Here is a 22,228-nt window from a genome sequence, read left to right as displayed (position 1 = left end):
AATCTTAGAACAAAATGATTTGCATCAATCATAGTCATCTTCGCTTCATTCTGTCAAAGGGGAAATATTGAATGTGTGATCTACTTCACAGAGTTTTTTTCCGCACCTTAAAATAAAAACTTTTAACTATGTATAATTTTTATAAATAGGTTTTAACTATTAAATCACTAGATAATATGAAATAGCTATCAGAAAAAATGATGCTTATAATGACCACACTTCCTAAGCAAGGGAACAATATTTTAATTAACAATAAAGAGGAAAATACTATGTCAAAAACATCAATCGGTTTAGATAAAAAAGCATCTGAAAAATTAGCAGCAAAATTAAATGAATTATTAGCAACCTATCAAGTATTCTATACCAACGTGCGCGGTTACCACTGGAACATTAAAGGGGTAAACTTCTTTGAATTACACGCAAAATTTGAAGAAATCTACACAGATTTAGTAGTAAAAATAGATGAAGTGGCAGAACGTATCTTAACTTTAGGTTACACACCGCATAACGGTTATTCACAATACTTCCAACACTCACGTATTAAAGAAGAGTTAGGGGTAAGTGATGCGCAATCTTGCTTAAAAGGCACATTAGAAGGATTAAAAGTACTACTTGAACAACAACGTGAAATCCTTGAATTAGCGGGTGAGTCTGATGATGAAGGTACCGCTTCTCAAATGAGCGACTACATCAAAGAACAAGAAAAACTTGTTTGGATGTTCCAAGCCGCTTGCCAAACTTGCCATGGTTAATTAAATATTGATTAAATGCGAAAGCCGATTCATGTCGGCTTTTTTATTTTCTACACGACCGGTTTTTGTCGATAGAACAATAGTCCTGGTAAGGCTAAGCCCAAAACAAGAGCGCCCAAAATAAAGCTGGTATTGATAAAAGAGCTGATCATTTGCTCAAATAATTTATCGGAAAAGCCATAATGGTGAATTTGTACGATAGCAATCATCGCTTTATAAGCATGAACACCTGGAATCATTGGAATAATTGCCGCAACAGTAAAGACTTTCGGATGGGCTAAATAACGATGAGATAAATGCACCCCAATAAAACCAATTACACAAGTGGCGAAAAAAGTGGCAAAAACAATTGGGACACCAAAGTGTAGTAATAAAGTTCGTGTGACATGTCCAAGTGCACCTAAAATCGCACAATACTTTAAGGCTTTAGGCGGAACATTAAATACTAAAGCAAATCCTACTGCGGGGATGGCAGCAAAAAGCATATCATCGAGTAAATTCAGTAAAAACATCTTATTACCCCACCCAAGAAACAATATTTAAAAGATTTAACGCAAAGACAATACCTAAACAAGCACCAAAAGTGAGAACCGTAGCGATGGTCCAGCGTCCTATTCCCATATTGACATACCCTTTTAAAATATCCGCAAGTGAATTAATTAATGGGAATCCTGGAACGAGTAATAAAACGCTAGACGCTAATGCGATATGGGGATCGTTGCCTAAACTATATTTCAAACTCATACCTGAAATAAGTGAAGCAACAAACGCGGTAATGGCAAAAACGATGAGTGGATTGTAATGACGTTTAGAAATTTCTTGTCGAATAAACATGGCAATGGCAGAAGCAATAAAGGTGATCGCACAAATTGTCATATCTCCGCCAGAAAGGTGAGCAAAAGAGGCACAAGATAAACCAATCATAAACACCACCAAATAACGGTTATATTTTAGTGGTTTTAACTTATCCAATTTCTTTTGTGCCATAGACAAATCATACAAATGATGCTCTACGGCAACCACAATGTGCTGAACATCCGTAACGATTTGCATATTAATGCCTTTATCGACATTCTTACGCACTGTGGTAATGCAATGTTGTTTAGAAAGTGTGGTCAATAAGACGGCATTTGCCGTTAAAGCACACTCCACGCTTTCAATGCCTAAAGCTACACCTAATCGCTGTGCCATTTGTACGACAACAGCACTTTCTGCTCCATGCTGTAACAATAACAAAGCGGTTTCCACACAAATGCGGGTAACCGCTCGTTGGTATTCCTGATCCATATCTCTACGCTCTTATTAAAGTAAACGTAGAGATTATAGATCGATGAATAAAAAATACTGAAAAAATGACCGCACCTATGATCCAAGTCAAAACTTCAGTATTTCCAATGCCTATGAATCAGCAGTGATTAAATGGCTTTATCAAAATATAGCGGCACATTGCTTAACTTAGCCATATTCGTGATATAAGCTAAAACTGCTGGTGGAAATTCGATGCCTTTCACACAAGTTAGATTTCGTAATACAGGGAAAACGATAATATCTTCAAGAGAAAGTTGGCCGTTTAAGGCATTTTCAGATTGAATTAATACAGCTAATTTCTTTAAATCCCCTTTTAAGCGAGTAAGATAGGTTTCGGTCTTCGCAATATTTTCAGCAAAATCACCGATAAATTCCGTTTTCTTTTTAGTGAAATAATCGACCGCACTTTGGGTTTCAAATTCGGCTAAACCAATTTGTGTGAAGCGTGCAGTCGTAAGATGACCATAATAACTGCTGACTTCTTTTAACCACGCTTCAATTTCAGGACGAACGTGTGCAGACAGGATTTTTTCACCAAAATGCTCATCGACATAATGCACAATATCCAAACTTTCTGGCATCGCGGTACCATCTTCTTTAACAAGAATGGGGACAACCTTTTTCCCCACTAAACCGATTGGCGTTGCTTCATCATCATTTGCAAGCACTACAAGTTCTACCGGCAGATTTTTCAAACCGAAAATCATGCGAGCTCGCACACAAAATGGGCAATGATCGTAAACATATAATTTCATTTTTTACTCCTCTTTTTCCTGTAATAACTTTCCTAATCCACTTTGTCGTTTCACGGTATTTCTGACCGCACTTTGCCAGATTTTTTCATTGGCAAATACGGAAAGTTGATTTTTCGCACGGGTAATACCGGTAAATACAAGCTCTCGTGAAAGTACTGGATTAGGTTCTGTTGGTAACACCATGACGGTATGTTCAAACTCCGAACCTTGGGATTTATGAATCGTCATCATAAACGCAGGCTCGTGAGCGGGAATACGACTGGTCGAAACTTCTCGATTGCCGAACCACACTTTGCCTTTAGCTAAACACAAGCCAATATCACCGTTATACAGTTTCACATTATGATCATTTTCCGTAATCATAATTGGTTTACCAATATACCAATCGTCCTCTTGACGGAACCAAAGTAATTTCTCAGCACTCAATACCAAAGCAATTTCTCGATTTAACTCTTCTACACCTAATGCCGAAGCACGAAGTGCGGTCAAAAATCTCACCGAATTAAAACGGTCTAAAATCGCTTCTGCATAAGTTTTCTCATTGCCCTTTTCATCTATAAATTTTGCATTAAGATCTTTCTTCTGAGCAAAATAAGTTTGAAGCTGGGTTAAATAAACACGGTAATTTTCGACCGCACTTTTCACCACTTGGCGAACCGATTCTTTAATATCTTGTTCTTCATCAAAATGATGGAAATGCAATTCTTCTGGGTATTCCGCAAAAGTCGCCACACTGCCCTCACCTTTTCCTTGTTGAATTTGCTCAGCAAGTTGTTTAATGCCCGAATCATCTCGGAAACGGCGACTAAAGGTTAAATGGCAAATGGCATCACGCAACGGACTATGTTCATCTGAAGTTGGAACGGTATAGCCTGTTGTTGCATGAATATAATCAGCTTGAGCTGGGCTATAATCTTGCGTTAAAAATTGTGCAATTTCCCCTAATACCGCTCCCGCTTCCACTGAAGCTAATTGAGCTTGGTCACCCAATAAAATTAAACGCGTTTCGGGTTTCAACGCTTGCACCAGTTTCGCCATCATAGGCAAATCAATCATCGAGGTTTCATCCACCACTAATACATCAATTTGCAGTGGATTATGTGCATGATATTTTACGCTATCGGTAAAAGGTCGAACGCCTAGTAAACGATGCAACGTTTCTGCGGTTTTAGGAATGGATGCACGTAACTCATCTGAAATCGGCATTTGTGCCAAAGCGTTTTCGATAGATTCCGTTAAACGAGCTGCGGCTTTCCCCGTTGGTGCGACCAATTTAATATGAAGCTTGCCGCCAAATAATTCCTGTAATACACATAACAAGCGAGTGACTGTCGTGGTTTTCCCTGTTCCCGGCCCACCTGTAATCACAGAAAATGGGCTTTTCACCGCCGTTGCGACTGCTACTTTTTGCCAATCAACTTGCGCTTGTTGTTGAGGGAAATAACGATCTAATAAGGTTCGAATTTGTTGCGGTTCCACCGATAAAGTGCGGTCATTTTTCAAGGCGTTTTTAATATATTGCGCAACGCGGAATTCATCTTGCCAAGCTCGATAGAAATAAATCGCCCCAAATTGAAATGCGAGAGGCGCAATCTGATTTTCAGGATCTTGTGTAAAAGCAATATGTCCCGCTAAGGCTGATTGCCATTTTGATACAGGAAGCGAACCAATCTTTTCATTGATCAGTGACAAAAAATCCGTTTCAGTATGACGATAAGCCAAGCCGAATAAATTACGTTCTAAGAAACGATCTAACACACAACAAGTATTGCCTTGCGTATAGCTCCAGTTGCAAAGTGCGGCTAATAAAATCGCTAAATTTTGTACGGTCTCTGCATAGCCTTTATCTTTTTGTTTATCAGCAATTAATTGAGCAAAATAATAATCGCCTTGAGTAATCACACCTTGTTCTTGCAAGGATTTTAATAGGCTTAACATTAAAATAATTCCTCTAATTGTTGGATTAATTGCCAATCTGGTTTATCAAAAAAGATGCCCGATTGCGGCGAACCATTCATTCCTCGTAAAAATGCATAGACCACACCACCAAAATCTCGGTTGTAATCGTAGTGAGGCAAACGTGTTTTTAAATAACGGTGTAATGCCACCACATACAACAAGTATTGCCAATCATAATGATGCTCTAACATGGCTTTTTTCAATGCAGCTTGATCGTAATCCTTTAATGTATCACCTAAGAAATTCGATTTGTAATCAAGCAAATAATATTTATCTTGATGACAGAAAACTAAGTCCATTGTGCCTCGCACCATGCCTTGAATATCATCAAACTGTAACGGTTCTGACGGCAAATGATGTAAGGTTGATAACGCTCGATTAAAACCTGTGACATCAAAATGGCTTGTGATATTGAGATAAAATGCCAACTCTTTTAAGCATTGTTTTTCGTTAATTTGTGCAAGGGTAAAATCATCGTTTGGCAAAATTGGCGTGCTGAGTATTTGTGCAAACCAGTATTGAACTGCTACAAATTGCTCTTCTGCAAGATTCAAATCCTGACATAATTTTTCAATATTTTCTTTCTCAGCTAGTTGAGCAAAAGGCACCTTTTCAAAATAACGATGCAATAACGTACCGATTTGTGTTCCCCGTGGGAAATCTAAAACCATTTCATCGTTATCATGAGCAAGTGCGGTCAGATTTTCAGGGATATTTTCTGTTGAAATCGAGGCATCATAATCTTTCGCGTCATCAAAAATGAGCGATTTTTTCACCGCACTTTCATTCAAATAAGCTTTGCGTTGATGGGTTTGTTCTATGCCACTAAAGCTCGTCACTCGCCAATCTTGTTCAATTTCACCTTGGAAAATTTCTGCACTTAAATTTTCTTGAGAAACATTTAAGGTCAGTGGTTCACTGGCTTGTAACACATCGGTTGATTCAATCTCTACATCATTAGGTAAAAGTTGCTTAAATTTTTCCAATAATGGTTGAGTATCCCAATTATTTGGCAAATCGAGTTTTCGACCAATTTCACCTTGCGTTAAAACATACAATAAAGCATTCCATTTTTTATCAAAGGCTTTCGGTAACACAAAGGCCATTTGATATTTTGCTCGAGTCAATGCTACATAAAGCAAACGCAATTCTTCCGCAAAAACTTCTTCTGTTAAATCATCCAAGTGTTGATCTTGCATATCCCACAAGGTTTTCTCTTCATCACTGTTGTAATATAAATTAAACAGTTTCTTCTGCTTACCTGATTTTGTTGGGTCTTTTGCTTCATTACCTAAAAATGGCAACCAAACCAAATCATATTCCAATCCTTTGGATTTATGGATAGTCACAATCTTCACTAACTGACGTTCGCTTTCTAAACGAATTTGTGCTTCTTGACGGCCATTATCTTGAATTTGCTTTTCAAACCAGCGCAATAATGCCGCTTCACTTTCATTTAATGCGGCTGCTTGCTGTAAAATTTCAGCTAAATGTAATAAATCCGTCAGTTTTCGTTCGCCATCAGGCCGAGATAAGAGTTTTTCTGTGATATTTTCAGCTAAAAGTAAATGGTGCAACATCGGCAATACGCCTTGGCGTTGCCAAATTTGTTGATACTCTGCAAATTTTTCTGCCCAACGTTGCCACTGAATTTCATCCTGGTGAATTTGGTGAATTTCAGCTGCATTTAAGCCGAAAAGTGCGGTCGCAATTGCATTCAAAATTGGGCGTTCCGTCACACTCAAACAAGCTTGCAAAATCAAGGCCAGTTCTTTTGCTGTATTACTCTCAAAGACATTTCCCCTATCCGAAAGGTAAACCGAAGCAATACCGAGTGATTGCAATTCTTTTTTCACCAGATCTGCTTCAGTATAACCACGCACCAAAACAGCAATATTTTCTGCTCGCAATGTTTGATTTTCTGCTTTGCTTTCATTCGGAAAAACAACCGGATTTTCAGCCGTACTTTTTAACCATTGCTGAATCGATGTCGCACAAGCTTTCGCATAATCTTGCTGGGTGGATTTGTCTTTATCGTTAATATAAAAACGGAAGGCTGGTTCAGGTTGATTATTCAACTGAAAAACAAGATTTTTCTTGGCTGCACCGACATTTAAAAATTCGATGTTTTCATAAATAAAGGGATCATTTTCAAAATCAAATAACCGATTTACCCCTTCCACTAAAGGTTGGGATGAACGGTAGTTTGTGCCTAAGTTAAAACGCTCGTTCGCTTCTTTTGCTGCTTTTAGATAAGTGAAAATATCGGCACCACGGAAACGATAAATCGCCTGTTTTGGGTCCCCGATCATCATAAAGCCAACATTACCGGACGCAGTTTCATTGCGATAAATTTTCGAGAAAATTTGATACTGTAACGCATCCGTATCTTGGAATTCGTCAATCATGGCAAAGGGATATTGAAAACGAATTAATTCCGCTAACTGTTCTCCGCCCTCACCATATAGTGCTTCTTTCAATAAGCGTAATAAATCATCAAAGGATTTTTCAGGATGATTCGCTTTGTATTCAAGGAGTTTCTTTTGAATACCTTGACGATAGTGATAGAGAATGATTTTTTTAAATAAATCACTTGGTTGAATTTCTTCAATTAAAGCTTCAATCTCTTCAAAGGCTGGATGCGTTATTCTCACCCCTTTTTTCTTAAAATCTGCTTTGACGGCGTTATCTAAAGCCGATTGCGTAAATTTTTTTACTAGCGTTTCATTTAAGGTGATATCTGCTCTATTTTTTGCCCATGAGGTGACTTCATCCACAAAAGATAAAATCGTTTTACCTGAATATGTTTTACCATTTAAACAAGATTTCTCTTTTTTCACGACTTCTTCATCAAAAAGGTTTCGGATTTCAACCGCACTTTCTAACCAAGTATCTTTAATCTTTTCAATAATTTCCGCATTTTTAGTGATATCTTTTTGCAAAAATTCTTTTAATGACAGTTCTAATAGTTCTGGTTTATTCAGTTGTATAGAAAAATCATTCCCAATATTTGAGCCTAAATCATTCAATACCTCTTCTGGCGACTTTAATTCTTTTGAGATAAATACAGCTAAATGGAAAGGCAAATCATAAAAATGCTCCCGCCAAAATTCATTTGCAAATTGTTTGAGTAAATCAGACTGATCTTTGAGAAGTTTTAAATTGAAATGCACGCCTGAATTGAAAGCATGTTGCATCAGCATTCGGCGACAAAAACCGTGAATGGTATAAATGGAGGCTAAATCTAAATTTTGTTCGGCCAGCTTTAAGCGGCGAAGTGCAGTCGGAATATCCCCTAAATAAGGCAACAATTCCGCTAAAAATTGATGTTCTCCAGTAAAAATCGCCTTGTCTTGCTTTTCATAATATTCAGAAAAAACCGAAATTGCCGCCGTTAAACGTTCCCGAATTTTGCGTTTTAAATCTTCTGTCGCCATTTCAGTAAAGGTTACCACCAAAATCTCTTCCACATTCAACGGACGAGGAAAACAATTCTCACCAGCCTGTAAAAGTAAACGAAGATAGATAGAACCAATGGTATAGGTTTTCCCTGTACCTGCAGAGGCTTCAATTAAATTGACTTGATTTAAGGGCAACGAAATAGCATTAAGTGCGGTTGATTTTTGGCTCATTTTTTATTTTTTTGGAAACATTAGTGTGTTCTTATTGTAGAGGAATTTCCATAGAAATTCATTTAGTTATTATTTATTTCTTGTATAATTTGGAGCATTTATATCATTAATAATGACACAAAATATTCTGAGGATTTTATGGCAGCAGCAATTCAACAACGCGCCGAACTTCAACGCCGTATTTGGCAAATTGCTAATGATGTACGCGGTTCTGTCGATGGTTGGGATTTTAAACAATACGTTTTGGGCTCACTTTTCTATCGCTTTATTAGCGAAAACTTTGCTAATTATATTGAAGGTGGTGATAAAAGTGTGAACTATGCCGGTTTATCTGATGACATCATCACGCCAGAAATTAAAACAGATGCGATAAAAACCAAGGGCTATTTTATTTACCCAAGCCAATTATTTAAAAATGTCGTGGCAACAGCCAACACTAATCCGAATTTAAATACAGACCTAAAAAACATTTTTACAGCTATCGAAAACTCCGCTACTGGCTACCCTTCCGAACAGGATATCAAAGGCTTATTTGCTGATTTTGATACCACCAGCAACCGCTTGGGCAATACCGTTGCCGATAAAAACAGCCGTCTCGCTGCCGTATTAAAAGGCGTTGCCGAGTTAGATTTTGGTGACTTTGAAGATAATCATATTGATTTATTCGGTGATGCTTACGAATTTTTAATTTCCAACTATGCTGCTAATGCCGGTAAATCGGGTGGCGAGTTCTTTACGCCACAATGCGTTTCCAAGCTGATTGCTCGACTGGCTTTATATGGACAAGAGAAGGTCAATAAAATTTACGACCCTGCGGCCGGTTCAGGTTCTTTATTATTGCAAGCGAAAAAACAATTTGATGAACACATCATTGAAGAAGGATTCTTTGGGCAAGAAATCAATCACACCACTTATAACCTTGCTCGTATGAATATGTTTTTGCATAACATCAACTACGACAAGTTTGATATCGCCCTTGGCAACACCTTAATGAATCCGCAATTTGGTGAGGATAAACCCTTTGATGCTATCGTATCTAACCCGCCTTACTCCGTGAAATGGATTGGCTCAGACGACCCGACACTGATTAACGATGAACGCTTTGCCCCTGCCGGCGTGCTTGCGCCAAAATCCAAAGCGGACTTTGCCTTTATTTTGCATGCGTTAAGTTATCTTTCAGCAAAAGGCCGTGCGGCGATTGTCTCCTTCCCCGGCATTTTTTACCGTGGCGGTGCGGAACAAAAAATTCGTCAATATTTGGTGGATAATAACTATGTGGAAACCGTGATTGCGCTTGCTCCAAATCTCTTTTTCGGCACCAGTATTGCGGTGAATATTTTGGTGCTTTCCAAACATAAACCCGATACTCAAACCCAATTTATCGATGCCAGCGGTTTATTTAAATCCGCCACCAATAACAACATTTTAGAAGAAGAACATATTGAGCAAATGCTCAAACTGTTTGCCGATAAAGAGAATGTACCGCATTTGGCAAAATCAGTCTCCTTTGAAGAAATCGTTAAAAATGACTACAACCTTGCGGTGAGTTCTTATGTGGAGCAAAAAGACACCCGCGAAGTCATTGATATCGATGAGCTCAATGCGCAAATTCGTGAAACTGTTGCCAATATTGACCGCTTGCGTGCCGAGATTGACAAGATTGTGGCAGAAATTGAGGGATAAAATTTAGGGTGGGCTTCAGCCCACCAATTTACGATAACTTGCGGTGGGCTGAAGCCCACCCTACGAGAAGCAACAAAAATACAATGAAAAACAACCGCACTTTTTTAGAAAAATTATTGGATGGGGCTAAGGTTGAGTGGAAGCCTCTAAAAGACATTCTAATCAGAACTAAAGGCACAAAAATTACAGCTGCTGAAATGAAAGTATTGCATAAAGACAATGCACCACTAAAAATTTTTGCTGGCGGGAAAACATTTGCATTAGTAAATTTTGAAGATATCCCTGAAAAAGACATCAATAAAAATCCTTCAATTATTGTAAAGTCTCGAGGAATTATTGAATTTGAATATTACGATAAGCCTTTTTCTCATAAAAATGAAATGTGGTCTTATTATTCAAATGATAAAAATATTAATATTAAATACATTTATTATGTTTTGAAAAATCAGGAACCCTATTTCCAAAATTTAGGTTCAAAGATGCAAATGCCTCAGATTGCAACACCTGATACAGATAAATATTTAGTCCCCATCCCCCCACTCTCGGTCCAAACCGAAATCGTAAAAATTTTGGACGCATTGACAGCCCTTACCAGCGAGCTTACCAGCGAGCTTATACTACGCCAGAAACAATATGAATACTATCGGGAAAAATTGTTATCTTTTGATAGTTTAGAACAATTAAATTCGGGGGGGGGGAAGAAGAAACTTATTGATGTGGCTATTTATGCAAAATCACGCATCTCGACTGATAAATTGGATAAAGAAAATTATATAGGGGTAGAAAATTTACTTCAAAATAAACTGGGTAAAACAAGTTCCAATTATGTACCAACTGAAGGCTCATTTATTGAATATCTTCCTAATGATATTTTAATTGGAAACATTCGTCCCTATTTAAGAAAAATCTGGTTAGCAGATAAAACAGGTGGAACAAATGGTGATGTGTTAGTTATACGATTGACAGATGAAAACATTATTTCACATTATCTTTATCATATATTGGCAAATGAACATTTCTTTGAATATAACGTTAAATATTCAAAAGGTGCAAAAATGCCTCGAGGGGATAAAACTGCAATTTTGCAATATGAGTTTGATGTTCCCCCACTCGAAGAACAACACCGCATCGTTTCAATCCTCGATAAATTTGAAACCTTAACTAATTCCATCACCGAAGGCTTGCCTTTAGCGATTGAACAAAGCCAAAAGCGGTATGAATATTACCGAGAATTGCTATTAAATTTCTCGTAACCCGTAGGGTGGGCTTCAGCCCACCAATTAATCACAACAAACGGTGGGCTAAAGCCCACCCTACGAACGACAATTTGGAATAATATATGTCTAATTATCGTCGCAATTTTACTAAAGGTGGATTATATTTTTTCACAATTGTTTTACAAGATAGAACAAAATCTTATCTAACTGACTATATCAATGAATTTAGATCTGCATATAAACAAACTTGTGAACATTATCCATTCGAAACAGTAGCAATTTGTATTTTGCCCGATCATATTCATTTACTGATGCAATTACCTGAAAATGATGATAATTACGCAATACGCATCGCATATTTAAAAACACAATTTACACGACAACTTCCAAAAGAATGCCGACAATTTAATAAAAATAGACAAAAATATCGAGAATCAGGTATTTGGCAACGCCGATTTTGGGAGCATTTAATTCGTGATGATAAAGATTTAGCGAATCATTTAGATTATATTTATTACAATCCTGTGAAACACGGCTATGTTGAGGTAGTAAAAGATTGGCCGTATTCTTCCTTCCATCGTGATGTGAAAGCAGAGATTTATCCTGAAGATTGGGGAGGCAACCCAGATTTGAAAATTAAAGGTGATATATAACAATACTGTAGGGTGGGCTTTAGCCCACCAATTAACAATCATAAATAAAACGGTGGGCTAAAGCCCACCCTACAAAAACTAAAAAGCAAAAGCATTAAGGAACTACTTATGACCCAATACAAAACTATCGCTGAATCTAATAATTTTATCGTTTTAGATCAATATAATAAGTTTGTTGAAGAACCTAATGCCGGTTATCAAACGGAAGGTAGCCTTGAGCGTGAGTTTATTCGTGATTTACAGGCGCAAGGCTATGAGTATTTACAAGAAATCAATGGTCATGATGTGTTGATTAAAAACTTACGGGCACAATTACAACGCTTAAATAACGTGGTTTTCTCTGATGCGGAATGGCGACGTTTTTTAGAGGAATATTTGGATAAATCGAGCGATAGTCTGATTGAAAAAACCCGTAAAATTCATGATGACTATATTTATGATTTTGTGTTTGATAATGGACGCATTCAGAATATCTATTTGCTAGATAAGAGAAATCTTACCAATAACACTCTGCAAGTCATCAATCAATTTGAGCAAAGCGGTAGCTATGATAATCGTTATGATGTGACGATTTTGATCAATGGTTTACCGCTTGTGCATATCGAACTAAAAAAACGTGGCGTGGCGATTCGTGAAGCCTTTAATCAAATTCACCGCTACAGCAAAGAAAGTTTCAATAAAGAAAATTCTCTCTTTAAATATATTCAGATTTTTGTCATTTCTAATGGCACAGATACCCGATATTTTGCCAATACCACCAAGCGAGATAAGAACAGCTACGACTTCACAATGAATTGGGCAACGGCAAAAAATACTCTGATTAAAGATTTAAAGGATTTTACGGCGACATTCCTACAAAAACATACCCTGCTCAATGTGTTGGTGAATTACTGCGTGTTTGATGTTTCCGACACCCTATTAATTATGCGCCCCTATCAAATTGCCGCCACCGAGCGTATTTTATGGAAAATCAAAAGTTCTTATTTAGCAAAAAGCTGGAGCAATAAAGAAAGTGGTGGCTATATTTGGCATACCACAGGTTCAGGCAAAACGCTCACCAGCTTTAAAGCCGCACGTCTTGCAACAGAATTAGACTTTATTGAAAAAGTATTCTTCGTAGTAGATAGAAAAGATTTGGACTATCAAACTATGAAAGAATACCAGCGCTTTTCACCGGATAGCGTGAATGGCTCGGAAAGTACGGCTGGGCTAAAACGCAATATCGAAAAAGACGACAATAAAATCATTGTTACCACCATTCAAAAACTCAACAACCTGATGAAATCGGAAGATAAATTACCGATTTACGATAAACAGGTCGTTTTTATCTTTGATGAATGCCATCGTTCTCAATTTGGTGAAGCGCAAAAAAATCTAACGAGAAAATTTAAAAAATACTATCAATTTGGTTTTACCGGCACGCCTATTTTTCCAACTAACGCATTAGGTGCCGAAACTACAGCCAGTGTTTTTGGCATCGAACTCCACTCTTACATTATCACCGATGCGATTCGTGATGAAAAAGTGTTGAAATTTAAAGTGGATTACAATGATGTACGACCACAATTCAAGAGCATTGAAACCGAAAAAAATCTTGAAAAACTGACCGCACTTGAGAAGAAACAAGCCTTTTTACAGCCTAAACGCATCGAGCAAATAGCCCAATATGTTTTAGATAATTTCAAACAAAAGACACATCGCTTTAATGCGGGTAACAATGGCTTTAATGCGATGTTTGCGGTAAGTAGCGTAGATGCTGCTAAAGCTTATTATCAAACGTTTAAACAGTTACAAAGTGCGGTCAAAAATCCACTTAAAATTGCAACAATCTTTTCGTTTGCCTCGAATGAAGAACAAGATGCGATTGGCGATATTGTTGATGAAAGTTTTGAAGTAGAGGCAATGAACTCTTCTGCTAAGGAATTTTTAAAATCTGCCATTGATGATTACAACGGCTATTTTGCCACCAATTATGATGTGGATGCAAAATCGTTCCAAAACTACTATCGTGATCTCGCCAAACGCGTCAAAAACAAAGAAGTGGATTTACTGATTATCGTTGGAATGTTTTTAACTGGTTTTGATGCCCCAACCTTAAATACGTTATTTGTAGATAAAAACTTGCGTTATCATGGTTTGATTCAAGCTTATTCTCGTACAAACCGTATTTACAACAGCACCAAAAGTTTCGGCAATATCGTCACTTTCCGCGACTTGGAACAAGATACCATTGATGCGATTACCCTTTTCGGTAAATCCAATACGCGCAATGTCGTTTTGGAAAAAAGTTACCAAGAATATATGGAAGGCTTCACCGATGCGGGTGTTGCCCGTCGTGGTTATTTAGAGGTTATTGCTGAATTGCAAGAACGCTTCCCAGATCCAGATGTAATTCAAACGGAAAAAGACAAAAAAGACTTTGTGAAATTATTTGGTGAATATTTGCGGGTTGAAAACATTCTGCAAAACTATGATGAGTTCGCTGCTTTACAAGTATTTCAATCACTCGATACCAGCGATGCAAAAGCCGTTGAAGACTTTAAAGAAAAATATTATTTAACGGACGAAGCTTTTGCTGAAATGCAACCTATTGATATGCCAAGCGAACGTAGCATTCAGAATTACCGTTCAACTTACAACGATATTCGGGATTGGCTCCGTCGTCAAAAAGATGGTGAGGAAAAAGCAAAATCGACCATTGATTGGGACGATGTGGTGTTTGAAGTGGATTTATTAAAATCCCAAGAAATCAATCTAGATTACATCTTAGAATTGATTTTTGAACACAACAAGAAAATGAAAAATAAATCTGAGCTGATTGATGAAATTCGAACCACAATCCGAGCGAGCCTAGGTAATCGAGCCAAAGAAAGTTTAATCGTAGATTTTATCAATCAAACGGACTTAGATAGCATAGTTGATAAAGCCGGTATTATTGAATCTTTCTTCCAATTTGCCCAAAAAGAGCAACAGAAAGAAGCTGACGAATTAATTAGCAGTGAAGGGCTGAATATTGATGCCGCGAAGCGTTATATTAACGTATCCTTAAAACGCGGATATGCTAGTGAACAAGGTACGGATTTAAATGATGCCCTACCGAAAATGAGTCCGCTTAATCCGCAATATCTCACGAAAAAACAAAGCATTTTCCAAAAGATCGTTGCCTTTGTTGAGAAGTTTGTTGGGATTGGTGGCGAGGTTTGAAAACTTAAACCAACTATATAGAATTAAAAAGGTGCAATCTATTGATTGCACCTTTTTATTTTGTCAGTTATATCAGAAATTAGAACGTTAAAACTTTATCCGCCCATAATGTCCACTCGGATACATCATCTAAGGTACCAAGGGTCACGCCATCAATTAATTTAGCGTCTAATAAACCACGTGCTTTTACGCAGCTGGTGCATAATTTAATTTCAGCACCTTGTGCCGCTAAAATATCGATAAGTTGTTGGATATTGAAACCTTCGTTTGGATTTTGCCCAGCAATACCGCATAAAATCGCATCAGAAAAGCAGAATAATTTAATATTCACATCCTTGCTGTACTCTTCTTTCATATTGATAGCGAAACGAACAGCGTTGAATGTTTTTTCTCCGCTATATGGGGAATCATTGACGATAAAAAGAATATTTTGCATAACGTACTCCTTGTTGTAAAAACTGTGATTAAAATAGGAGAAGAAATATTGCTTCCCCTTTATTTAGCCAACCCAAATGAATTTAGCGATAAATAATAAAGATACAACCCAAACAGGCGCATTTACTTCTTTGATTCTACCTGTTCCAACTTTCATAACGCAATAACTAATAAAGCCAAATGCGATACCTTCAGTAATTGAATAAGTAAATGGCATCATCGCTGCAGTGATAAAAGCAGGCGTGGCTTCGGTTAAATCATCCCAGTGTACACGAATAAGACTAGATGCCATTAAAATCCCTACATAGACTAACGCCCCTGCGGTTGCATAAGCCGGTACCACACTAGCTAGTGGCGAGAAGAAAATGGTAAGTAAGAATAAAACACCGACTGTCACCGCTGTTAAGCCAGTTCTACCACCGACAGAAACTCCTGCACCACTTTCAATATAGGTACTGATAGCGGATGTGCCGATATAAGAACCCACTACCGCACTCATACTATCTACATAAAGGGCTTGTTTCATTTTCGGGAAACGACCTTTTTCATCGCTGAAACCTGCTTTATCAGTCACACCTAATAACGTGCCTGATGAGTCAAATAGGTTTACTAAAAGGAAAGAGAAAATGATGCCGAGCAAAGCGGTATCTAAAGCACCTGCAATATCCACTTTACCCACAACCGTACCTAAGCTTGGAGGCATAGAAACAATGCCGTGGAAAGTCACTTGATCATCAATAAAAAGGGCTAAACCAGTGACTACTGCGATAGAAATTAAAACACCAGAGAAAATATTACGTGCAGCTAAAACTACGATAATAAAGAAACCTAATACGCCAAGCAGAATTTTCGGATCATGTAAATTGCCTAATGCCACTAAGGTTGCAGGATTCGCTACAACCAATCCCATATTTTTAAAGCCAATTAACGCAATAAAAAAGCCGATACCCGCACCAATTCCCACGCGTAGTGAAAGCGGAATGGAAGCCATTAACCAATAACGGATTTGGAATAAGGTGAGAACAAATAAACCAATTGAGCCCCAGAAAATGGTGCCCATGCCCACTTCCCAAGAATAACCAAGCTTGCCAACAACTACATAAGCAAAGAACGCATTGAGCCCCATGGCAGGTGCAAGGGCGATAGGTAAATTACTGAATAATCCCATCGCAATGGTGCCGAGTGCGGCAATTAAACAGGTAGTCACGAAAACAACTTGCTTATCCATTCCCGCATCACCTAATACGGATGGGTTCACAAACACGATGTACACCATGGTAAAGAAGGTGGTAATACCGGCAATAATTTCGGTTTTGGTCGTACTGCCCTTTTCTTTAATGGAAAAAAGGCGTTCAAGTAAAGATTGTTGCATTGTCTTCCCCTTAACTTAAATTAATAACCTTGGTGATAAATCGACTCAAGTAATTTCACACCTAATAAGGCAATATTGAAACGTTGCTCATCTGCAACCGTCCAAAATTCGATGCCATTTTCAACCGCACTTTGTTGGCTAATATGCAATTTTACGCTGTCTTCACCATTTTCATTTTCACCGTTAATCACAGGCGTAATAAGGCTATCGTGTAATTCAACCAATTCGCTTTGTTGTGGCTGGTAATCAAATTCATAATCTGAAAGTGCGGTCACTTTTTGTGCCATGCCGTAGAAGACTGGCACTTGAATTTGGTGGAAAATTACATTGCCTAACTGTGGAAAGATTTTTTGTAATTGCAGATTTAAATTTGCCGCTTGTTGTGGAAACACATCAAAGGCAAAACGAGTTTCACCTTCTTCTAATGGCATACCATTCAGTAAACGAGCGGTTTGTCCAGCAAGTTTATTCACGGTTTCACCATCCGTATAAGAAGCCGGTAAAAGTGACGTTGCAAAAACTTGAGTTAAATTTGTTTGTTGAACGATTGGTAATAAAGATAAAGCTAATTGACTCACTTGCGGATCGGGCAAACTCACAATGTTACGTTGTCTTAACTCAGTCAGATTTTCTTCATTGATTGTAGGGACCACGACGGGTACATCAGACAATGCAGCACAAATCCCTTTTAAATCAATCACCACACAGCCACTTTCTGCGGCTTGAGCTAATAAGGGGGCTTGGTCAATTTGGCCAGCGAAGAAAAGATAATTAATGCTATCCCACTCAATCTCATCGGTGGCTAATTGAGCAACGGCTTTATTGCGAAAACGTACTGCTTGCTCTTCTTCAAAAGGATAAATTTCTACAATTGAAACCTTGCCAACATCTAGCTCACTTTGTTCAAGGGCTTCGGCAATTTTTTCACATAGATCAAATTCTGCTGCAATAGCAATATTTAGGCTTGCGTCCATTTTTCTCTCCGCTGTAAAATGTTCTGAACCGATTCATTCTACAGAAAAAAGACTAATAAATACATAAGGAAATCAGATGACACCGGCAATTGATTTACTAAAGAAAAATAAAATTCCTTTTACTCTCCATACCTATGATCATGACCCTAACAATACGCATTTTGGCGATGAAGCCGCTGAAAAACTTGGGCTTGATCCGCACCAATCCTTTAAAACACTTTTAGTCGCTGAAAATGGTGATCAGAAAAAATTAGCGTGTTTTGTACTTTCCACGGCAAATATGTTGAGTTTAAAGAAAGCGGCAAAATCCATTGGTGTCAAAAAAGTGGAAATGGCCGATAAAGATGCGGCACAAAAAAGCACGGGATATTTAGTCGGTGGCATTAGTCCATTAGGTCAAAAGAAACGTGTAAAAACAGTGATAAATTCGACCGCACTTGAGTTTGATACGATTTTTGTTTCAGGTGGTAAACGCGGATTAAGCGTCGAATTGGCCCCACAAGATTTAGCTAAATTACTGAATGCCGAATTTGTCGATATCATTGACGAAGAATAGGAAAAGAAAAGCCCGAGTAAATCGGGCTATCTTTTTTATGATGTTGTGTTTATTTAAATTAGAAACTTGATGTATCTTGGAATAAGCCAACTTTTAAATCAGTTGCAGTGTAGATAACACGACCATCTACTTCCACTTCACCATCAGCCATTCCCATCACTAATTTGCGATTAATTACGCGTTTCATATTGATGCGATAAACCACTTTTTTCGCGCTTGGTAAGATTTGTCCGGTAAATTTCACTTCACCAACGCCTAATGCACGGCCTTTACCTTTACCGCCTACCCAGCCAAGGAAGAAACCGACCAATTGCCACATCGCATCTAAGCCTAAGCAGCCTGGCATGACTGGGTCACCAATGAAGTGACAACCAAAAAACGGTAAATCTGGATGAATATCTAATTCTGCTTCAATATACCCTTTACCAAACGCACCACCGTCTTCGGTCATTTTTACAATACGATCCATCATCAACATCGTTGGTGCTGGAAGTTGCGGGCCTTCTTTACCAAATAATTCACCACGCCCAGAAGCTAATAAATCTTCATAGGTATAGCTGCTTTTAATATTTGGTGTACAGGTGTTTTCCATTTTTTATTTCCTTGTATACATAGTTTTACTTGGTTACAACCAATAAGTAAGGATTTTATGGGGATTTATAAGAAATGTAAACAGCGAACACTTGTTAGCTCAACTTGTCGGATCAGTCAGTGAAATTAAGATAAAAGAAAAGCGAACACAAGGCTCGCTTTTAAGAAAATTAAGATTTAAAGAAATCTAACCAGCTTTTTTTCGGCGTTTCCGAGCGGAAAGCAATTCGATTTTGAATTAAACGCGCAATAGGCTCTTTGCCCTTCGCATATTCTTCTTTCTCTTCCAATAAATCGCGGTCAAATAGGATTTTGGCTGTTTGATAAATATCTTCGACTTGATAGATAAAGAACTGCTCATTTTTCACCGCCTCAACCACTTCATCAGATAAACTTAATTGCTGAATTGTTGTTGCAGGAATAATCACCCCTTGTTTACCCGTCAAACCACGACGTTGGCAAATAGTGAAAAAGCCTTCAATTTTATCATTCACACCACCTACCGCATGCACCAAACCAAATTGGTCAATGGTACCGGTAATGGCAATATTTTGTGGCAACGGCAAATCAGATAACGCACTGACCAATACGGAGAAAATAGCTAAAGACGCACTGTCACCATCAATTTCACCATAAGACTGCTCAAATACTAAAGAAGCAGAAAATGGTAACTGTGATGGCAACTCTAAGATACTTGCCAAGCACGCTTCAGAAATCATCATGCCTTTTCCGTGGAGGTTGCCCGCTAATTCATTTTTACGCTCCACATCCACAACTTCACCATCACCAAACTGCACTAAGCAACTGATACGAGAAGGTTCACCGAAACAAACGGGGGTACCAGGATATTCAATCACAGACAAGCCATTAATCTGCCCAACAATTTCGCCGTTGGTTTCCACATAAATTTGCTCATTGAGAATATCCGCATAAGTACGTTCACGTAAAAAACCGTGCTGTTCGTTCTTTTGTTTAAAAGCTTGTTCAAAATCAACCGCACTTAAGGTTTGTTTTTGTGACAACGTCGCGGCATTAAGCAACATTTCTGTTATTTTTAACGGTGAAATGTTAATTAAAAAGCGATCTTCACTCTCACGCACCAATAACTGATAGAGTTTATTTAATGCGGTTAAATCTAAATCGAGCTCATATTTTGAGGCTAATGCCAACACATAATTAGCCCAATTTTCTTGTGCTTTAGGTTGTGCAACAGAATAATAACTTTCAATTTCAGCATAATCAGCCAAGCTGTAAAGATCTTCTTCTAACTCACCTAAGGTCGCAATTTCAGTGCGATTGCCTAAAATCACCACTTTTAAATTAAGTGGATAACTTGGAATATCACAAGGCAAGGTTTTAAATGGATGGGCTGAATACCAATCAAAAGTTTGCGTTTGTAAAATATGTTTTAAGCGTTGCCATAAATCAAATTGGCTTAGCATCGTTGCTGCACTTAAAATCAAAACGCCCCCATTGGCTTGATGCACTAAACCTGGTGTAAGCAAAATATCTTGCGAACTTGGGTGAACTCGCACACTACCAAAAAGACTAAATTGATCGGCATGTAATGCCTTCAGTACATCACCTTGTGCAGCAAAATTATCAGCGAGAGATTGGGCAGGCTCAGTATAAATACGAGGGAAAGAAAAAGAATCTCCCTGCTCAACTACATAATTCACCCCAAAAACTGACCGCTCTTTTGGCTGTTCTTGGCGAATAAGTTCCGCTAATAAATCTGCATATTCTGCTTGATCATCGGCTTTTAAAACCAATAGAGAGCGACGAGGCTGTTTTAAAAATAAAGAAATCGCTTTTGTGGCATGTTTTTGTAATGACCAAAAATCAGCCTTTTCAGCTGAAAGTTCAGTAATCGATAATTCTGGTTGTAAGGCTCGCCAATTTAAGGCTTGTTCCGAAGATGTTGAAGTCACGACATATCTCGCTTTAATTAAATTGGCGGTATTATCGCACACTTCATCCTAAGTGAAAATCCGTTATAAAAATCTACTGGAAAATTTTGTTTAAAGCGCGTATATTTATGAGGTTACCACGTCACTAAAAAGCATAATAAAACGATGAAATATCAGAAATTAGAAAACCAAGAAGCAAACTGGAAATGGATTTATCTCATTCGCAAATATCGCGAAGGGGAAAAAATTACCCGTTATGAAGAAAAAAGCTTAGAAGAAAGCAAAGTTCAAGAATTAATAGAATGTCAGAATTATCCTGAAAAAATAGAGGAATGGATTAAAAATCACCTTTCTCTTGATTTACCTATTAAACTTGACCAGGCTATTCGTGCAAGACGTAAACGCTTTTTTAATGCTGAAAAACAATCAACGAAGAAAAAATCTATTGATTTAGAATATGGTGTTTGGCTTCGTTTATCTAAATATTCACGCAGAATGAAAATGACACTTTCTGAAACTATCACTTATATGATTGATGAACGTGAAAGCAAAGCATTATATGAAAGCCAAATGACGGCAATGAAAGCCGGTTTAAAAAATTTGCTCAATAAATAAGATGAAAAAAAGCCAAAGTCGAAACCTTGGCTTTTGATTATGCTAAATAGAGAAAATTTTGAAACGTTTTAGCGTTCCATCTATTCCACAATCGGAATAATTTTTGTAGCGTGAGATCCTTTGTCGCCGTGAATCACCTCAAACTGCACACGCTGCCCTGCTTTCAATGAACGGTAACCATCCATCTCAATCGCTGAATAATGTGCAAAGATGTCTGTATCCACGCCTTCTGCAGAAATAAACCCAAATCCTTTTGCGTTGTTAAACCATTTTACTACACCAATTTCCATAGTAGACCTCTATAGGCTTCGCCATTAATACCTAAAAACAATAAGACTCATGCCTTATCACCTAAATTGGAAATATATTCAAACATTTTATTTTTTTATGCAACAAGGAAACTTAAAAAATGATACATTGATCACAAAAATTTTATTTATTTACTCTCAGAAATCGATTTCTCATCTTTTTGATGAATTTCACGTAATGCTTTTGCCACAATTTGAATGGCTTCGCCGCTACTCATTCCTTGTGCCATTAATTCCTGAATTTGTTCTACGGCTTTTTGTTGTTGTTCATGGGTTAAATTAATGTCTAACATGATTTCTTCTC

The 22,228-nt window shown here is 37.7% G+C and carries 19 protein-coding genes; 7 read left to right on the top strand and 12 right to left on the bottom strand.

Annotation, left to right across the window (positions count from 1 at the left end; genetic code table 11):
* The first annotated feature begins 269 nt into the window (after positions 1-269).
* Entirely contained in the window at positions 270-752 is a 483-nt protein-coding gene (locus tag ACXVWP_RS00775) for a Dps family protein (protein ID WP_289901763.1), read from the top strand.
* Positions 753-802: 50 nt separating this feature from the next.
* Here ACXVWP_RS00775 and ACXVWP_RS00770 read toward each other — a convergent pair whose 3' ends face one another.
* The 5 genes from ACXVWP_RS00770 to recB all read right to left on the bottom strand — a co-directional run bounded on the left by ACXVWP_RS00770 (position 803) and on the right by recB (position 8,406).
* Positions 803-1,264, bottom strand: a complete 462-nt coding sequence (locus tag ACXVWP_RS00770) for a threonine/serine exporter family protein (RefSeq protein WP_049363622.1) — start codon at positions 1,262-1,264, stop codon at positions 803-805.
* Positions 1,265-1,268: 4 nt separating this feature from the next.
* Complete coding sequence (locus tag ACXVWP_RS00765) at positions 1,269-2,039, bottom strand: threonine/serine exporter family protein (protein ID WP_289901762.1); 771 nt, start codon at positions 2,037-2,039, stop codon at positions 1,269-1,271.
* Between the two features lie 128 nt (positions 2,040-2,167).
* Positions 2,168-2,815 (bottom strand): glutaredoxin 2, encoded by a 648-nt coding sequence (gene grxB / locus ACXVWP_RS00760; protein WP_369866536.1) that lies wholly within the window; start codon positions 2,813-2,815, stop codon positions 2,168-2,170.
* A gap of 3 nt (positions 2,816-2,818) precedes the next feature.
* On the bottom strand, positions 2,819-4,753 hold the full coding sequence (gene recD, locus ACXVWP_RS00755; RefSeq protein ID WP_369866534.1) for an exodeoxyribonuclease V subunit alpha: 1,935 nt from the start codon (positions 4,751-4,753) through the stop codon (positions 2,819-2,821).
* Positions 4,753-8,406 carry an exodeoxyribonuclease V subunit beta gene (recB, locus tag ACXVWP_RS00750; RefSeq protein ID WP_369866532.1) on the bottom strand — a complete coding sequence of 1,218 codons (3,654 nt, stop codon included), beginning with the start codon at positions 8,404-8,406 and terminating at the stop codon, positions 4,753-4,755. The genes recD and recB overlap by 1 nt, the downstream gene beginning before the upstream one ends.
* Before the next feature lie 138 nt (positions 8,407-8,544).
* Between recB and ACXVWP_RS00745 the strand changes: the two genes are divergently transcribed.
* From ACXVWP_RS00745 to ACXVWP_RS00730, 4 genes are all read left to right on the top strand, one after another.
* Entirely contained in the window at positions 8,545-10,089 is a 1,545-nt protein-coding gene (locus ACXVWP_RS00745; protein WP_369866530.1) for a type I restriction-modification system subunit M, read from the top strand.
* Positions 10,090-10,172: 83 nt separating this feature from the next.
* Entirely contained in the window at positions 10,173-11,342 is a 1,170-nt protein-coding gene (locus ACXVWP_RS00740; RefSeq protein WP_369866529.1) for a restriction endonuclease subunit S, read from the top strand.
* Positions 11,343-11,428: 86 nt separating this feature from the next.
* Complete coding sequence (locus ACXVWP_RS00735) at positions 11,429-11,959, top strand: REP-associated tyrosine transposase (protein ID WP_071162753.1); 531 nt, start codon at positions 11,429-11,431, stop codon at positions 11,957-11,959.
* Positions 11,960-12,067: 108 nt separating this feature from the next.
* Positions 12,068-15,163, top strand: coding sequence for a type I restriction endonuclease subunit R (locus ACXVWP_RS00730; protein WP_369866527.1), 3,096 nt, complete (start codon positions 12,068-12,070; stop codon positions 15,161-15,163).
* 79 nt (positions 15,164-15,242) lie between these two features.
* On the opposite strand, the gene ACXVWP_RS00725 is transcribed toward ACXVWP_RS00730, so the two are convergent.
* The 3 genes from ACXVWP_RS00725 to ACXVWP_RS00715 all read right to left on the bottom strand — a co-directional run bounded on the left by ACXVWP_RS00725 (position 15,243) and on the right by ACXVWP_RS00715 (position 17,944).
* Positions 15,243-15,599 (bottom strand): DsrE/DsrF/TusD sulfur relay family protein, encoded by a 357-nt coding sequence (locus ACXVWP_RS00725; RefSeq protein WP_289901755.1) that lies wholly within the window; start codon positions 15,597-15,599, stop codon positions 15,243-15,245.
* 63 nt (positions 15,600-15,662) lie between these two features.
* On the bottom strand, positions 15,663-16,970 hold the full coding sequence (locus ACXVWP_RS00720) for an NCS2 family permease (RefSeq protein WP_289901754.1): 1,308 nt from the start codon (positions 16,968-16,970) through the stop codon (positions 15,663-15,665).
* 20 nt (positions 16,971-16,990) lie between these two features.
* Entirely contained in the window at positions 16,991-17,944 is a 954-nt protein-coding gene (locus ACXVWP_RS00715; RefSeq protein WP_289901753.1) for an oxidoreductase, read from the bottom strand.
* Between the two features lie 76 nt (positions 17,945-18,020).
* Between ACXVWP_RS00715 and ybaK the strand changes: the two genes are divergently transcribed.
* Positions 18,021-18,500 carry a Cys-tRNA(Pro) deacylase gene (gene ybaK / locus ACXVWP_RS00710; RefSeq protein WP_005696054.1) on the top strand — a complete coding sequence of 160 codons (480 nt, stop codon included), beginning with the start codon at positions 18,021-18,023 and terminating at the stop codon, positions 18,498-18,500.
* A 58-nt stretch (positions 18,501-18,558) separates the two neighbouring features.
* Here the strand turns inward: ybaK and fabA are convergent, their stop codons facing one another.
* Together fabA and ACXVWP_RS00700 are read right to left on the bottom strand one after the other, a co-directional pair.
* Entirely contained in the window at positions 18,559-19,092 is a 534-nt protein-coding gene (fabA, locus tag ACXVWP_RS00705; protein WP_014065350.1) for a bifunctional 3-hydroxydecanoyl-ACP dehydratase/trans-2-decenoyl-ACP isomerase, read from the bottom strand.
* A 169-nt stretch (positions 19,093-19,261) separates the two neighbouring features.
* A complete protein-coding gene (locus ACXVWP_RS00700) occupies positions 19,262-21,064 on the bottom strand; it encodes a Lon protease family protein (protein WP_289901752.1) in 1,803 nt (600 codons plus the stop codon).
* A 102-nt stretch (positions 21,065-21,166) separates the two neighbouring features.
* Here ACXVWP_RS00700 and matP point away from each other — a divergent pair, with 102 nt between their 5' ends.
* Positions 21,167-21,616, top strand: a complete 450-nt coding sequence (gene matP / locus ACXVWP_RS00695) for a macrodomain Ter protein MatP (protein ID WP_297567947.1) — start codon at positions 21,167-21,169, stop codon at positions 21,614-21,616.
* Positions 21,617-21,696: 80 nt separating this feature from the next.
* Here the strand turns inward: matP and cspD are convergent, their stop codons facing one another.
* Both cspD and ACXVWP_RS00685 read right to left on the bottom strand, forming a co-directional pair.
* Positions 21,697-21,906 (bottom strand): cold shock domain-containing protein CspD, encoded by a 210-nt coding sequence (gene cspD, locus ACXVWP_RS00690; protein WP_049358078.1) that lies wholly within the window; start codon positions 21,904-21,906, stop codon positions 21,697-21,699.
* 146 nt (positions 21,907-22,052) lie between these two features.
* On the bottom strand, positions 22,053-22,217 hold the full coding sequence (locus tag ACXVWP_RS00685) for a YoaH family protein (RefSeq protein WP_128787298.1): 165 nt from the start codon (positions 22,215-22,217) through the stop codon (positions 22,053-22,055).
* Positions 22,218-22,228: the final 11 nt, after the last annotated feature.

The sequence above is a fragment of the Haemophilus sp. SZY H56 genome, assembly GCF_054332415.1.
Note: the sequence above shows the minus strand (reverse complement) of the source record. Positions and strands in the feature narration are given on the sequence as shown.

Coding starts and splice junctions, on each gene's coding strand:
- ACXVWP_RS00775 (WP_289901763.1), top strand. CDS start 270: ATGTCAAAAACATCAATCGGTTTAGATAAAAAAGCATCTGAAAAATTA.
- ACXVWP_RS00770 (WP_049363622.1), bottom strand. CDS start 1,264: ATGTTTTTACTGAATTTACTCGATGATATGCTTTTTGCTGCCATCCCC.
- ACXVWP_RS00765 (WP_289901762.1), bottom strand. CDS start 2,039: ATGGATCAGGAATACCAACGAGCGGTTACCCGCATTTGTGTGGAAACC.
- grxB (WP_369866536.1), bottom strand. CDS start 2,815: ATGAAATTATATGTTTACGATCATTGCCCATTTTGTGTGCGAGCTCGC.
- recD (WP_369866534.1), bottom strand. CDS start 4,753: ATGTTAAGCCTATTAAAATCCTTGCAAGAACAAGGTGTGATTACTCAA.
- recB (WP_369866532.1), bottom strand. CDS start 8,406: ATGAGCCAAAAATCAACCGCACTTAATGCTATTTCGTTGCCCTTAAAT.
- ACXVWP_RS00745 (WP_369866530.1), top strand. CDS start 8,545: ATGGCAGCAGCAATTCAACAACGCGCCGAACTTCAACGCCGTATTTGG.
- ACXVWP_RS00740 (WP_369866529.1), top strand. CDS start 10,173: ATGAAAAACAACCGCACTTTTTTAGAAAAATTATTGGATGGGGCTAAG.
- ACXVWP_RS00735 (WP_071162753.1), top strand. CDS start 11,429: ATGTCTAATTATCGTCGCAATTTTACTAAAGGTGGATTATATTTTTTC.
- ACXVWP_RS00730 (WP_369866527.1), top strand. CDS start 12,068: ATGACCCAATACAAAACTATCGCTGAATCTAATAATTTTATCGTTTTA.
- ACXVWP_RS00725 (WP_289901755.1), bottom strand. CDS start 15,599: ATGCAAAATATTCTTTTTATCGTCAATGATTCCCCATATAGCGGAGAA.
- ACXVWP_RS00720 (WP_289901754.1), bottom strand. CDS start 16,970: ATGCAACAATCTTTACTTGAACGCCTTTTTTCCATTAAAGAAAAGGGC.
- ACXVWP_RS00715 (WP_289901753.1), bottom strand. CDS start 17,944: ATGGACGCAAGCCTAAATATTGCTATTGCAGCAGAATTTGATCTATGT.
- ybaK (WP_005696054.1), top strand. CDS start 18,021: ATGACACCGGCAATTGATTTACTAAAGAAAAATAAAATTCCTTTTACT.
- fabA (WP_014065350.1), bottom strand. CDS start 19,092: ATGGAAAACACCTGTACACCAAATATTAAAAGCAGCTATACCTATGAA.
- matP (WP_297567947.1), top strand. CDS start 21,167: ATGAAATATCAGAAATTAGAAAACCAAGAAGCAAACTGGAAATGGATT.
- cspD (WP_049358078.1), bottom strand. CDS start 21,906: ATGGAAATTGGTGTAGTAAAATGGTTTAACAACGCAAAAGGATTTGGG.
- ACXVWP_RS00685 (WP_128787298.1), bottom strand. CDS start 22,217: ATGTTAGACATTAATTTAACCCATGAACAACAACAAAAAGCCGTAGAA.